The sequence below is a fragment of the Alphaproteobacteria bacterium genome, assembly GCA_025800285.1.
Classification (GTDB): Bacteria; Pseudomonadota; Alphaproteobacteria; order JAOXRX01; family JAOXRX01; genus JAOXRX01.
The window spans coordinates 38,725-52,370 of sequence record JAOXRX010000059.1 but is presented as its reverse complement, the minus strand read 5'-3'; the positions used below and the strand labels follow the sequence as shown (position 1 = coordinate 52,370).

Below are 13,646 nucleotides of genomic sequence, written 5' to 3'. Positions count from 1 at the left end.
CAGTTGTATTTTATTTATAGACAAACAAATGCATTATCGCTTATTCTGCTTTTTACTTCTTTATCCAATTCTTTTTGAAGAGCTTTTATTTCAGGGTATATTTTTAAATTCCTTTTTTTTCTTTCTTCAAAAGTCATAGTTTTTTCGTTTTTGTTTGTTTTATTTTCATCTCTCATAATTCAATCCTTACATCTTAATTAGAGATGATCCCCAAGTTAATCCGCCACCAAGAGCTTCAATAACTACAAGATCTCCTTGTTTTATTTTCCCTTCTTCTAATGCTTCTGCCCAAGCAATTGGAATTGAAGCAGCTGAAGTGTTCCCTACTTTTTCTATATTAACAACAACTTTTTCATTTTCTAGTTTTACCTTTTTAGCAACACCTTTGATGATTCTTAAGTTTGCTTGATGAGGAACGAACCAGTCTATATCGTTAGCTGTTAAATTATTGTGTTCAAGAGCATCTTCTATTGATGAAGAGATTAGATTAACAGCAAGTTTGAATATATCGTTACCTGCCATTGTTATTTTACCAACTTTATCTGAAGATGAAGCTCCTCCTGTGGTTTTTAGAGATTCTAGATGAGACCCATCTGAGTGAAGGTGGTTAGATAATACACCTCTATCTGTGTTTTCTGTCGCTGATAATACAAAAGCACCAGCTCCATCACCAAATAGGATACAAGACCCTCTATCTGTCCAGTCAATAATTCTAGACATTGTTTCTGCAGCAATAACTAGAATATTTTTATACATTCCAGATTTTATATAGTTATCTGCTGTTGCGAATGCATAGACAAAACCACAACAAACTGCTTGCATATCAAAAGAAGGGCATTTGTTATCAATGCCAAGCTTATTTTGCACTATAGTAGCAGTTGAAGGAAATGTGAAATCTGGAGTAGTAGTCGCAACAATTATTAGATCAATATCGTTTTTATCTAGCCCAGATTTTTTGATAGCTTTCTCTGCAGCTATTACTGCTAAATCAGATGTTAATTGATCATCTGCTGCTATTCTTCTTTCTTTTATACCTGTTCTTTTAGTAATCCATTCATCAGATGTTTCTACTAGTTTTTCTAAATCATTATTGCTTAATATTTTTTCTGGGACATAAGATCCCCATCCTGTTATAACAGATTTTTTCATAAAAAATAATCCCTCTAAAATTATAGTTGGAATGGAGTATATATGAAATATTTATTTTTTACAAGAAAAATGTATTTTTTTACATTTAGTAGATAGAATTTGAATAAAACTACATTGTGCCTCTAAGTTCGCAGTGTAATTTTTCCATAGCTTTGGATTCAATTTGACGAACTCTTTCTATGGATATATTGTATTGTTTTGATAAATCTTCAAGAGTTGCAATAGGGTCTTTTAGTTTTCTTTGATATATAATGTCTTTTTCTCTATCATTTAGTTTTGCCATCGCTTGAGTAAGCATTTTTTTTCTATACTCAGCCTCTTGAATATCTGCTATAATTATTTCTTGATTAGAATTTGTGTCTTCAATAAAATCTTGCCACTCTCCAGAGTCATTTTCTGAAGATTTGATGCTAGCATTTAGAGAAGCTTCTTTACCCTCAAGTCTTATGTCCATTTCAATAACATCTTGTTCTGAAACTCCTAATTCACTTGATATTTGTTTTATGTCGCTATTTGATAAAGAGTTGTTATCAATTTTACTAATTCTGTTTTTTATTTTCTTTAGATTGAAAAATAATTTCTTTTGAGCTGAAGTGGTTCCAATTTTAACTAAAGACCAAGATCTTAGAACATACTCATTGATAGCGGCTTTTATCCACCACATAGCATAAGTAGCAAGTCTAAAGCCTTTCTCAGGTTGGAATTTTTTTACAGACTTCATTAGTCCAATATTTCCTTCTGATATTATTTCTCCCATTGGAAGACCATAGCCAGAATAGCCACTAGCTATTTTTGCTACTAATCTCAAATGAGATGTAACCAACTGGTGAGCTGCTTCTAAGTTTTGTTCTTCTTGCCAAGAAGTGGCAAGCTCATACTCTTCATTAGAGGTAAGAACTGGAAACTTATTTATCTCTTTTAAATACCTAGAAAGGTTGCCTTCAGGAGATAAATTATATATTGAAGGTACTTGACTATTTGATGCCATAAAATTTATATAACACTATTTGACTAAAATTTAAAGTGTTTATCTAAAAAAATTATCTTGATATATTCATATAAATGTGTTAAATATCATTTTATTATTAACCTATATGGGTGTATAGCTCAGCTGGCTAGAGCGTTACGTTGACATCGTAAAGGTCACAGGTTCAAGTCCTGTTACACCCACCATACTTTTATTAAAAGGTTAAATTATGGTAAAACAAGCTAAAAAAAGAAAAAAGAATATCAAAAAGAAGAAGAAATCTAATGACTCTTTTATGAAGTTGTTTCTAAGAGTGGGCTTTATCGCTATGATATGGCTAAGTATATCTTTAATTTTTTATGTAATATATTTATCTTTAAGTTTACCAGATGTTAAGCAAATAAAAAATAGGCAAGGTTTAAGACCAACAATTACATTTTTAGATACTACTGGAAAGCAGATTGTAAAATATGGAGACTCTTATGATCATGTTATAATAGAAAATATACCTAATGATTTAATTAATGCTGTTGTTTCTACAGAGGATAGAAAGTTTTTCTCTCATAATGGTTTTGATATCATTGGGTTTATGAGAGCTATGGCCGTTAATTTATCAAAAATGAGATTTGCTCAGGGCGGTTCAACAATAACTCAGCAATTGGCAAAAAACTTGTTCTTAACAAATCAAAAAAGTATAAATAGAAAAATTCAGGAGATGATTTTAGCTCTTTATATAGAGACTCAATATTCTAAAGAAGAAATACTAGAGTCTTATTTAAATAATGTTTATTTAGGAGCTGGTAATTATGGTGTTGAATCTGCATCTATGGATTACTTTGGTAAACACATTTATGATATAAACTTTGAAGAAGCAATAATATTGGCAGGTTTATTGAAAGCACCGTCTTCTTATAGTCCTAAATATCATAAAGAGAAAGCTTTTAAAAGAGCTTTGGTCGTAGCATCTACTATGAGAGATAACGGTTTCTCTATACCAGAGATAAATTTTGAGAAGAATGTAACTGTTAAAAATCATAGATCAAATAGAGATGTAGATAACTATAGATATTTTACAGATATGGCTAGTGATAGAATGTATAAATATTTAGGAGATGTTAAGCAAGACATAATTGTTAAAACAACTTATGATATGAATTTGCAGAAAATTGCAGAACAAAGTGTAAGTAAATATGAGCAAGACATCAAAAATAAACAAGCAAACCAAGTAGCATTTGTTTCTATGCAAAAGGATGGAAGTATTGTTGCTATGTTGGGAGGCTTTGATTATTATGAATCTCAATTAAATAGGGTGTATCAAACTAAGAGACAAACAGGCTCTGCTTTTAAGCCTGTAGTTTACTTGTCGGCTATTGAAAAAGGTTTAACTCCTTATACAGAGATAGATGATGCTCCTCTAAAAATAGGAAGCTGGGAGCCTAATAACTTTGATTATAAGTTTCATGGAAAAATATCGGCAATGAAAGCTTTTGCTAAATCTTATAATATTCCTGCAATAAAAGTTATGCAAAAATATGGTCGAGATAATGTTTTGAAAATGGCTAAAAAGCTGGGTATTACATCGAAAATAGAAAGCAACTTAACAACTGCTCTGGGGACAAATTCTTTATCTCTGCTTGAGCTCGTAAATGCTTATGTAATTATGTCAAATGAAGGTTATAAAACTACACCATATTTAATTAGAGAAATAGTTAATAAAGATGGAGATGTCTTATATAAACACGAAATAATAAAAGAGCAGGTTTTAAAAAGTAAGCATTTGAAACATATAAACAGAATGTTAAGAGAGGTTGTTGATAATGGTAGTGGTAAAAAATCAAAGGTTAAAAAGATAGTTTCTTATGGTAAAACAGGGACTACTCAGAAATATAGAGATGCTTGGTTTATTGGTTATAACGATAAACTTGTAACAGGTATTTGGTTGGGTAATGATAATGCTACTCCTACTAATAATGTAACAGGAGGCTCTTTTCCTGCAAAGATATGGAAGAATTATAATGAAAGAGCATATAAAAATGCTGAAGCAAGAAATATTGTAGAGCCAAACTTGTTTTGGAGATTTATTAAAAGTATTTCTTTCTAAATTATATCATTTATAATTAATGATTGATTTTTATTTTTTATTGTTGTATTTATATAATAAATATTTTATAGTTAACTTAAAATCAATCATCAGGAGAATTTTAAATGAAAAAAATAGTTATTTTGATAAGTACTATAGCTTTGGCTAGTTGCTCAATGATGCCTTCATATAATAAAAAAAATCAAGTGGCATATGTAGAAAATGATAATGTGTCTGTTCAATTGGCGGTGGCTGCAAAAAAAGCAAGTGATGCTATTGTAGAACTAGCAGAAGTTGAGAAAATGAGAACTCCAACAACTAGTGCTCCAGTTATGAATAATATTCCAAGATTATTAAGACAAAAAATGTCAATTAATTGGAACGGACCTATTAAGCAAATAGTCCAAAAAATAGCTGATAGAGCTATGTATGATGTGGTTGAAATGGGTAAACCTTACTCTACACCAATACTTGTACAAATTGATGCAGTCGATGCTCCTATAATCGATATTCTTAGAAATGTTGGTTTACAAGCTGGTTCAAGAGCTAACTTAGTAGTTGATACAGAAAACAGAAATTTAGAGGTTCACTATGTTGAAATTCAAGAAACATTCTAAGACGGCTTTATTAATAATTTGTTGTTTGTTAATTTCTTCTAAAGGTTTTGCTTCTAGTTATGAAGTGAAAGAACCTAATACTTTAGATGATGTGTTGGGTATCAGTGCTAAAGGTGGTGTTGCAGAAACTACAGAGGCTGGTTTACAAATGAGAGAAGAAGCTTTAAAAGAAATGGCTTTATCTTATGGTGCTCTTAGTGGCTTAGTTCACAGAAACTGGGAGATATACAATATCCTAAATAAAAAAGAAATAGTTTTAGATAATATTTTTAATTTTTCTAGGTTAATGATACCAACTCATTATGGAACTCTAATAGAACCTCCAATCATAAGTGAGAGCGATGGATCTTTCCTTCTTGGAGAAGATGGTATGACAGCATCTATGACTTCAAAAATATATTCTATAGGAGAAAATGTTAAGTTAGTTACAACTCCTAGAAACTGGAGAAACTATTTAGTTGATCCTCTAGATTTAGAAAACCCTGCAGAGCCAGATAGAGCATTAAAGCCTAAAGATAAAGAAGAAATATCTAATTGGGCTAAATATGTAAAAGCTGGTTGGAAAAGTGGAGTAGAGCAAGCAAATGATATATTTGCAGATAGTTTAGCAAAGTTGGTTTCTGATTATACAGGTATGATTAGATATAAGAAGCTACTTGCTCAAAAAATGATTTCTCAGCCTTATGCAGTAAAAGAGAATAGGGGTGTTACAGGTAATGGTAATGAAATAAGAATTGATGATAAAACTATTATAATCACTAATATTCCTGCTCTTAATAAGTCAATCGAAAGTTGGGAGCCTACAGAGAGGTAGATGTTTTATGGAAACTCTGAATATGACAGAACCAGTTGATAACATTAGTAATGATGATTTTTCTATAGATATTTCTCCAGAAGAAAATATGATAGAAACTCATACTCCTGAAGATTTTTCAACTAATGTATTTGACTATATTGATGCAGAAGAAGATATAGAAGAAAAAATTGAAAAACAAGTTCTTGTTTCAAAAGAAAAAGTTGATACATCAGAGTTTTTACTATGGCCTGATGAGCCAACAAGATTTACAACTGATGATATAGATTCTCTTTTGGAATGGTGCTTTAATCAGGATGCTTCTGACATAACTATTCAAACAGATAAATATATTATGGCAGAAATTCACGGAACAATAAGGCCGGTTACAGCATCAAGAATGGATGCCGCTGATATAAACCTGTTCTTAAATCTTTTATACGGTTCTAATGCTATGGCAAGACTTGCTGGTGGTAATGATTTGGATTTATCTTATGAAGTTAATACATCTAGAGATAATAGAATTAGATTTAGGGTTAATGTTACAGCTATTTTAACAATGGGTAGAGATGGTGTGCAAATCACTATGAGGTCTTTGCCTAACGATCCGCCAACAATGGAGGATTTAAATATAGAGCAAGAGTTGAAAGATCATTGGTATCCTAAACAAGGATTGGTTTTGATTACAGGTCCTACGGGTTCTGGTAAAACGACTCTTTTAGCATCTGGTAATAGAATGTTGATTGAGAGTGGAAAAGGGAAAATATTAACTTATGAAGCTCCTATTGAATTTGTTTATGATAATATTAACAATGCTCATTCTTTAATATCTCAAACAGAGATACCTAGACATTTGCCTAGTTTTGCAGCAGGTGTTAGAAATGCTTTGAGAAGAAAACCAGAAGTTATACTTGTTGGTGAGGCTAGAGATAAAGAGACAATTAATGCTGCTATTGAAGCAGGACAAACTGGTCATACTGTTTACTCAACTGTTCATACAATAGGTGTGTCCGCAACTATTCGAAGAATGACTTCCGTTTATGGCGGTGAAGAGAGAGATGAAAGAGCATATTCTTTGATGGAAACTCTTAGAATGATTGTGACACAAACACTTTTAAAGACTGTTGATGGTAAAAGGGTTGCTATTAGAGAGTGGTTAGTTTTTAATCAAGATATTAGAGAAGCATTGTTAGGTATGGAAAATCGTCTATGGCCTAATGAAGTTCAAAAATATGTTGAATCTCATGGTAGAACTATGGCAGAAAGTGCAAGTCTGGTTTATAAGCAAGGTATAATAGATAAAGAAACATATTTGTCTGTTGTAAAAGGAACTAAATACGAAGAAGAATTAGAGAAAGGAAACTCTTAATATGCCAGAGTTATATTGGAGAGATTCTCAAAGAACACCTAGATTCTTTATGTTTGATGCGAAAGCTTCATTTGGGATTATTATGTTTATATTTCATGCTAGACTTTGGACATTTATAACGGCTATTTTAATTATGATAGGTTTTTGGTTGCTAGAGAGAAAAGGTCTTAACTTTACAACTGCATTAAGAGTGTTTAGAGTATTTCTTATAGGAAATAATAGACCTAAGTCTTCTGATTTAGATAAAGTTTCTATGAAAGATTACGGTTAGTTTTATTAAACTAATCTGTGAGGGAAGAAGTTTTCTATATCTTTTAAATCTCTACCACAATATCTTTTGCCTTCGATACATTTATCATTGTAGCAAGCAGGAGCAAAAATCTCACAAACTTTTTTATAACCTTTTTCTTTTAAAGCTTCTCTAGTTAGAACAGAAACCCAATATATTTCTTCTTGAGCACAGAAACAAGTTCTTTTTCCTTGTTCGTGTTGTAGTGCATTTATATCAGAGAGTTTCTTATATCTAACCATCGCTCCGTAAGGTGCTATAGCAGTCGCTAATGTTTTAGGTATTGATTTAGATATTTCTAACCATAAATCCATATATTTTTCTGCTTTTTCTTTTAATTCTGGTACTTCTTGGGTCAGTTTTGGAAGATAAAAATCGCCAGTAAAAGATGGAGCGGTTCTTTTTATAGTTCTATGTCTTTGGTCTTGTCCCATTGTTGCTACAGAAAAGTTTACTTCGGTTTTTATTGTTTGTACATTGTTTTCCATTTTTTCTGGAGTGAAGTAATTTATATCAACAGAATCTTTGTTATACTTTTCTAAGTCTAAAGCTTTTTCATCTATATTAACTTCTAAGAGTTTTAATTCTGGTAAGTCTTTTACTTTCGAATAATTTCTTTCAAACTCTGGATGCCAATTAATATCTCTATTTTTATTTTCATCAAACATGTAAGATACCTCAGGATGCTTTTGAATTACAGCATCTTTCATTTTCCCGAATATTTCTTTTAGCTCTGGAGTCCATGCCGATCTGTAATATGCTGTTAGTGCAGAGATATTTACAGTAAAGTCTAAAGCAGTTGGTGCAATTATAGAAATAAAATTTCTTAATTGTTCTTGAGCTATTTTTGGAGCAGTTCTTTCAATAGCATCGTCTCTTGAGAAAGGTCTCTCTTTTTTTAGTTTCTCTGCTACTAAAGGTGTTAACTTATCAATATTATCTGAGTATATATCTGTTCCTAGTTTTATAAAGTCCATGACTTTGTCTAGCTTGTTTAGATTTGGATAAAAATGGTTTATATAAGCTTTGATTTGTTCTAAATCAGGATTGCTATACATTTTTGAGTATCTACCAGACCTTTGATCTGTATTATAAAAAGGAGATGCTAGATGTAAACCAAATGTAGCTGCTGATACAGAAATCCCCTCTATTGAAAATGTAAAATAGCTATGTTGCAAAGTTGTGTGATGTCCCGTGTTGAATAATGCATTCTTAACATCTATTTTTTGCCCCATTTTAGGGACTTTAGATGTGTAACATGTTTTTGCTGCATGTGATGTTAAATCTTCAATTTCTTGATTTGTTTCTGCTATTAATTCTACATTTATCATAATATATCCTTGTTTGTATTATTTTCTACATTCTCCAGTTTTCATTACTGTTGTCTTTTTGTTCAGTGTGAATCGCATCAATCACTTCATCTACATTAGTAGCAACTGTGAATAAATCTATGTGATCCTTTTTTGCGAATTTTTCTTTAATAATTCCTTCATATATTTTTACTAGGTCATCCCAAAACCCATCAACACTAAATAGTACTATAGGCTTTTTGTGTTCTCCTAGTTGTTTTAGAGCAATCATTTCATCGACCTCGTCAATTGTTCCAAATCCACCTGGTAAAGCAATTACAGCATCACTCAACTCATCCATCTTAGCTTTTCTTTCTCTAAGAGTATTAACAATGATGCTTTCTGTTACATGAGGGTTTAACACTTCTGATGCTTGTATCTTTTTAGTTGTAACTCCAATTACTTCACGATTCGCTTCCCTCATTGTTTTTGAAACGATTCCCATTAATCCTATGTTACCACCACCAAATACTAAGTCCATATCATAATTAGCTAAGGTTTTACCAAGCTCTTCTGCTTGGTTTTTATATGTATCGCTAACTTTATTTGAAGAACCACAATAAACAACTACTTTTTTTATATTATTATTCATGTTTTTAACCTTTTTTTATTTTTAGTGTATATTTTTTGTAACATAGTATTTAGCAAAAAGCAAAGATTTTATTTTTTTAAGTCTTGTGTTATTGATTTAATTTTGCTATAAGAAATAAAGGATATTTATTAAGGAGAAAGATTTATTATGAAGAGAATATTTACACTTATATTAATGTGTCTAATGACTGTTTCTGTACAGGCTAGAGCTTTTGATGTTAATGCAAAACAAGCTATACTTATAGATTTAGAAACAGATCAAATTTTATTCGAGAAAAATGCTGATGAAAAAATGCCTACATCATCTATGAGTAAAGTTATGACTGTTTACATGGTGTTTGAAGCTTTAGCGGAAAAAAGAATATCTCTTACAGATAAATTTAGAGTTTCTCAAAAAGCATATGAAAAAGGTGGCTCAAAAATGTTCTTAAGACATAATGACAGAGTACCTGTTCTTGATTTATTAAAAGGTGTTATTGTTCAGTCAGGTAATGATGCAACAATTTGTCTTTCAGAAGGTTTATATGGATCAGAAAAAGCATTTGCGGATTATATGACTCAAAGAGCTCATGAAATGGGTATGAATAACACTAACTTTGTTAATGCAAGTGGTTGGCCAAATCCAGATCATTATTCTACAGCAAGAGATTTGTCTATTTTAGCAAAACATGTTATAACAGAATACCCTCAATATTATTACTTGTTTAGTCAAAAGAATTTTAAATATAGTGGTATTAAGCAAGGGAATAGAAATCCTCTGTTGTATAGAAATATGGGAGCTGATGGTATAAAAACTGGTCATACAGAAGAAGGGGGCTATGGTTTAATAGCTTCTGCAAAAAGAAATGATAGAAGACTGGTTGCTGTATTGAACGGCATGGTTTCAAAACAAGCTAGAGCTGATGAATCTGCAAAGCTAATAGAGTGGGGATTCAATTTCTTTAAAGTTTATGATTTAGCTAAAGAGGGAGAAGCTTTAGGAAAAGCAAAAGTTTTCTTAGGAAAAGAAGATGAAGTGAATTTTGCTCCAGAAAAAAATATAAAAATGAGCTTAAGTAGATTAGAGCATAAAAAATTAAAAGCTTTCGTAGAAATGGATAGTGAAATTAAAGCTCCAATATTTAAGGGGCAGAAGGTTGCTGATTTGAAAATAGAGATAGATAATCAAGAAAAAATGTCATTCCCTCTATTTGCAACTAGAGATGTTGAAGAAGCTGGCTTCTTTAAAAGATTTAAAATGTCTTTAATTAATATATTTAAGTAATATAGGAGAATCTTATGTTTATAACTCTAGAAGGAGGAGATGGAACAGGTAAGACAACTCAAATTAAACTTCTTAAAAAATATTTAGAAGATAAATTTGATAAAAAAGTTGTTTTAACTAAAGAGCCAGGAGGAACGGATGCTGCTCTTGAGATTCGTAAAATACTGCTTCAAGGAGAAATAGACAAATGGAGTTTTCAAGAAGAGATGGCTTTGTTTTATGTAGCTAGAAGTCATCATATAAGAAATCTTATAAAGCCAGAAATAGAAAAGGGCAATATTGTTATTTCTGATAGATTTTATGATTCTACAGTTGCTTATCAAGGCAGGCAAGATAAAACAGGGATTCTTCCAGCAATGCATGATATTTTTGTTGGAGAGTTTATTCCTGATTTAACAATTATATTAGATATAGATGTGAGAGAGGGATTAAAGAGATCTTTTTCAAGAGATGGTAACATTGAAACAAGAATGGAAGAAAAAGGTATCGCTTGGCATGAAGATAATAGAAAAGCTTTCTTGAGAATAGCAGAAGAAAATCCCGATAGGTGTTTTGTAGTAGATGCTAGTGGTAGTATTGAAGATGTTAATAAAAAAATAATAAAAGTTGTAGAAGATAATGCAAGAATTTTTTCCATATAATAATCCAGATATATTAGGTCATCAAGAACAGGAACAAGAGTTCTTGAATGCATATTATTCTAATAAGATGCACTCATCTTGGATTATTCATGGTGTTGAGGGTATAGGTAAGGCTACATTTGCATATAGAATAGCTAAATTTTTAATTTCTAATGCAGAAGTTGATGGATTAGGTTTTTTAGAAGATAAAAAAACTTTAGCTATTCCAGAAAACAGTTCTGTTTTTAAGTTAGTTGCTTCGAGCTCTTGTCCTAATCTTCTTTTAGTATCAAGAGAGTTTGATCAAAAGAGCAAAAAGTTTAAGAAAGAAATCGTTGTAAGTGATGTAAGAAAAATAAATGAGTTTATGCATAAAACATCTTCAAATGGTAATTACAGAGTTGTTATAGTTGATGAGGCTGATAAAATGAATAGGAATGCACAAAATGCAATTCTTAAAATTCTTGAAGAGCCTCCTGCGAAAACAGTTATTATATTGGTAGCAAATAACATAGGGGTATTTTTACCTACAATTAAATCTAGGTGTAGAACTCTAAAACTTAATTCTTTAAATAACGATGATTTGAAACAATTAATATATAAATATTGTTCATCTTTAAGCTCTGAAGATGTCGAAAAGGTCGCTTTACTATCTGAGGGATCAATAGGTAAAGCTATTAAAATATACAATCAAAACGGTTTAAAAGTTTATGAAGACTTAATGTGTCTTTTGTCAAAGAATATGAACTCAAAAGAAGTGCATACAATATGTGATTATTATGGAATGTCTAAAAATGACGATGATTATAACTTAATGGTTAATATGCTTAAAGGTTTTTTAAATAAAAAGATTATATCTTTAGCAAAACAACAAGATATGGATAATGTTTTTGGAATTGAGAAAGAGTTGCTGGCTAATTTAACGGTAAACTCTTTAATAAGCAAAAAGGCGAAGGTAGAAGAGCTTATATCTGCTGCAGAAAAATCTAACTTAGATAGAAATAAAATTTTACTTTATATGTTTAATTCTATTTTTTAAGCTATGATTTCTTTTTAACAGAAAAAATACAATTTATATCTTCCATCTTGTAGTTAGATGGTAACTTAATATTCTCATTTATATATTGTATATAATCGTGAGATTCTATATCGATAAGTTTATCATTTTCTTTGTCATACATGTGCATATGGACACTTGTGTTTACATCATAATACGGCTTGTTAACATAGACTTCTCTTAAATGACCCTCTCTACAAAGCCCTTTTAAAATCTTTGTTAAAGATGTGTTAGACATGTTGACACTTTTGTGATTTTCTTCAATTAATTTCAATAATTCATTTATTTTAAAATGCTTTTTACCTTTTTTATTAAAAAACAATTCATCAATGACAACCATTCTTTGTCTTGAAAAACGAAGTTGATTCTCTCTTAGAAAATCACAAGCTGCTTCATACTTTCTTCCTTTTAGCATATTCTAAAAAACCTCCCATTGCTTCTTAGGCCAGCAAATATTTCTCTCCCCGACAAACAAATACTAAACCTAAAAAAAATAAAATACAACCCTAAGGAGTTAAAATAAGGTTGTTTTACAACCTAGGGTTTACTTACAATTGTTAACATATTGTTTTTTAAGGTAAAAAAGTTTACAAAAGGTTAATTTTGATTTTTTTTTAAAAAAAATGTCCATATTTCAAATAAATGGTTACATTTTTTACAAACATAATATATATTATATAATAATTAAATTTAAAAGAGGTTTTGGAAATGAAAATATTAATAACAGGAGCAAGCTCTGGAATTGGGGAGCACTTAGCTTTAGAATATGCAAAAGGAAATAATGAGCTTTTTCTAACAGGAAGAAACTTGGATAGATTAGATAAAGTTGCTAAAAAGGTTGAAGAGGCGGGATCTTCTGCTAAGACATTTATATCAAATGTTTGTGATAAACAAGGGATGTCTGATATGATAGAGAATATTGGAGAGTTAGATATTGTGATAGCAAATGCTGGTATATCAACAGGGACTTTGGCAACCAATGATGCGAGTGAAGAAAAGTCTCGTCAGGTTTTAGATACTAATATATGGGGGGTTATAAATACTATATACCCAGCTATAAAAATTATGAAAAAACAAAAAAGAGGTCAAATAGTTTTGATTAGTTCAATGGCTTCTTTTAAGGGGTTGGGAGGTGCTTCTGCATATTGTGCAAGTAAAGCTTGTATAAGAGTTTTAGGAGAATCTTTACATTTAGATTTAAGTAAGTATGGTATAAAAGTTAATATCGTTTGCCCAGGGTGGATTAAGTCAGCTCTTACAGATAAAAATAATTTCAAAATGCCGTTGATTATGGAGACAGATATGGCAGCTAAACTTATAATTAAAAAACTGGAAAAAAATCAAACTTTAATCAAATTTCCATTGAGGATTTACTGGGTTGTAAGATTTTTAGAATTTTTACCTATTAGATTATCAAGTTTTATATTGGGAATGTTGCCTGAAAAGTAAAAAATCCTTGTGTTTTTGAGTAAAATATTTTATAGTATTGAAAAAATTGATG

15 protein-coding genes and 1 tRNA gene are annotated in these 13,646 nt (G+C 30.6%); 10 read left to right on the top strand and 6 right to left on the bottom strand.

Annotated features, from left to right (window positions below; all coding sequences use genetic code 11):
- Positions 1-14: 14 nt before the first annotated feature.
- The 3 genes from OIF36_02970 to rpoH form a co-directional block, all read right to left on the bottom strand.
- Entirely contained in the window at positions 15-176 is a 162-nt protein-coding gene (locus OIF36_02970) for a hypothetical protein (protein ID MCV6599424.1), read from the bottom strand.
- Positions 177-186: 10 nt separating this feature from the next.
- The gene (locus OIF36_02965) at positions 187-1,149 is read right to left on the bottom strand and encodes a ketoacyl-ACP synthase III (GenBank protein MCV6599423.1); all 963 of its coding nucleotides are present in this window, start codon (positions 1,147-1,149) and stop codon (positions 187-189) included.
- Positions 1,150-1,258: 109 nt separating this feature from the next.
- Entirely contained in the window at positions 1,259-2,137 is an 879-nt protein-coding gene (gene rpoH, locus OIF36_02960) for an RNA polymerase sigma factor RpoH (protein ID MCV6599422.1), read from the bottom strand.
- 108 nt (positions 2,138-2,245) lie between these two features.
- Between rpoH and OIF36_02955 the strand changes: the two genes are divergently transcribed.
- From OIF36_02955 to icmT, 6 genes are all read left to right on the top strand, one after another.
- Positions 2,246-2,322: transfer RNA gene (locus OIF36_02955), tRNA-Val, on the top strand.
- Between the two features lie 23 nt (positions 2,323-2,345).
- On the top strand, positions 2,346-4,217 hold the full coding sequence (locus OIF36_02950; protein ID MCV6599421.1) for a PBP1A family penicillin-binding protein: 1,872 nt from the start codon (positions 2,346-2,348) through the stop codon (positions 4,215-4,217).
- A gap of 104 nt (positions 4,218-4,321) precedes the next feature.
- The gene (locus tag OIF36_02945) at positions 4,322-4,813 is read left to right on the top strand and encodes a DotD/TraH family lipoprotein (GenBank protein ID MCV6599420.1); all 492 of its coding nucleotides are present in this window, start codon (positions 4,322-4,324) and stop codon (positions 4,811-4,813) included.
- A complete protein-coding gene (locus OIF36_02940; protein ID MCV6599419.1) occupies positions 4,788-5,627 on the top strand; it encodes a type IV secretion system DotC family protein in 840 nt (279 codons plus the stop codon). Before OIF36_02945 ends, OIF36_02940 begins: the two co-directional genes overlap by 26 nt.
- A gap of 7 nt (positions 5,628-5,634) precedes the next feature.
- The gene (locus OIF36_02935; protein MCV6599418.1) at positions 5,635-6,975 is read left to right on the top strand and encodes an ATPase, T2SS/T4P/T4SS family; all 1,341 of its coding nucleotides are present in this window, start codon (positions 5,635-5,637) and stop codon (positions 6,973-6,975) included.
- 1 nt (position 6,976) lies between these two features.
- On the top strand, positions 6,977-7,246 hold the full coding sequence (icmT, locus tag OIF36_02930; GenBank protein ID MCV6599417.1) for an IcmT/TraK family protein: 270 nt from the start codon (positions 6,977-6,979) through the stop codon (positions 7,244-7,246).
- A gap of 5 nt (positions 7,247-7,251) precedes the next feature.
- Here the strand turns inward: icmT and OIF36_02925 are convergent, their stop codons facing one another.
- The gene (locus tag OIF36_02925; GenBank protein ID MCV6599416.1) at positions 7,252-8,595 is read right to left on the bottom strand and encodes an FAD-dependent thymidylate synthase; all 1,344 of its coding nucleotides are present in this window, start codon (positions 8,593-8,595) and stop codon (positions 7,252-7,254) included.
- Between the two features lie 25 nt (positions 8,596-8,620).
- The gene (locus tag OIF36_02920; GenBank protein MCV6599415.1) at positions 8,621-9,205 is read right to left on the bottom strand and encodes a TIGR00730 family Rossman fold protein; all 585 of its coding nucleotides are present in this window, start codon (positions 9,203-9,205) and stop codon (positions 8,621-8,623) included.
- Between the two features lie 147 nt (positions 9,206-9,352).
- Between OIF36_02920 and OIF36_02915 the strand changes: the two genes are divergently transcribed.
- Genes OIF36_02915 through OIF36_02905 form a run of 3 tightly spaced genes read left to right on the top strand, consistent with a single transcriptional unit; the run spans position 9,353 to position 12,127 of the window.
- Complete coding sequence (locus OIF36_02915; GenBank protein ID MCV6599414.1) at positions 9,353-10,468, top strand: D-alanyl-D-alanine carboxypeptidase; 1,116 nt, start codon at positions 9,353-9,355, stop codon at positions 10,466-10,468.
- A 14-nt stretch (positions 10,469-10,482) separates the two neighbouring features.
- Positions 10,483-11,109 (top strand): dTMP kinase, encoded by a 627-nt coding sequence (gene tmk, locus OIF36_02910; protein ID MCV6599413.1) that lies wholly within the window; start codon positions 10,483-10,485, stop codon positions 11,107-11,109.
- Positions 11,087-12,127: a DNA polymerase III subunit delta' gene (locus OIF36_02905; GenBank protein MCV6599412.1), complete on the top strand. Its 1,041-nt coding sequence runs from the start codon at positions 11,087-11,089 to the stop codon at positions 12,125-12,127. Before tmk ends, OIF36_02905 begins: the two co-directional genes overlap by 23 nt.
- A gap of 1 nt (position 12,128) precedes the next feature.
- Here the strand turns inward: OIF36_02905 and OIF36_02900 are convergent, their stop codons facing one another.
- Complete coding sequence (locus OIF36_02900) at positions 12,129-12,560, bottom strand: transcriptional repressor (protein ID MCV6599411.1); 432 nt, start codon at positions 12,558-12,560, stop codon at positions 12,129-12,131.
- A gap of 293 nt (positions 12,561-12,853) precedes the next feature.
- Here OIF36_02900 and OIF36_02895 point away from each other — a divergent pair, with 293 nt between their 5' ends.
- Positions 12,854-13,594, top strand: a complete 741-nt coding sequence (locus tag OIF36_02895; protein ID MCV6599410.1) for an SDR family NAD(P)-dependent oxidoreductase — start codon at positions 12,854-12,856, stop codon at positions 13,592-13,594.
- The last annotated feature ends 52 nt before the right edge of the window (positions 13,595-13,646 follow it).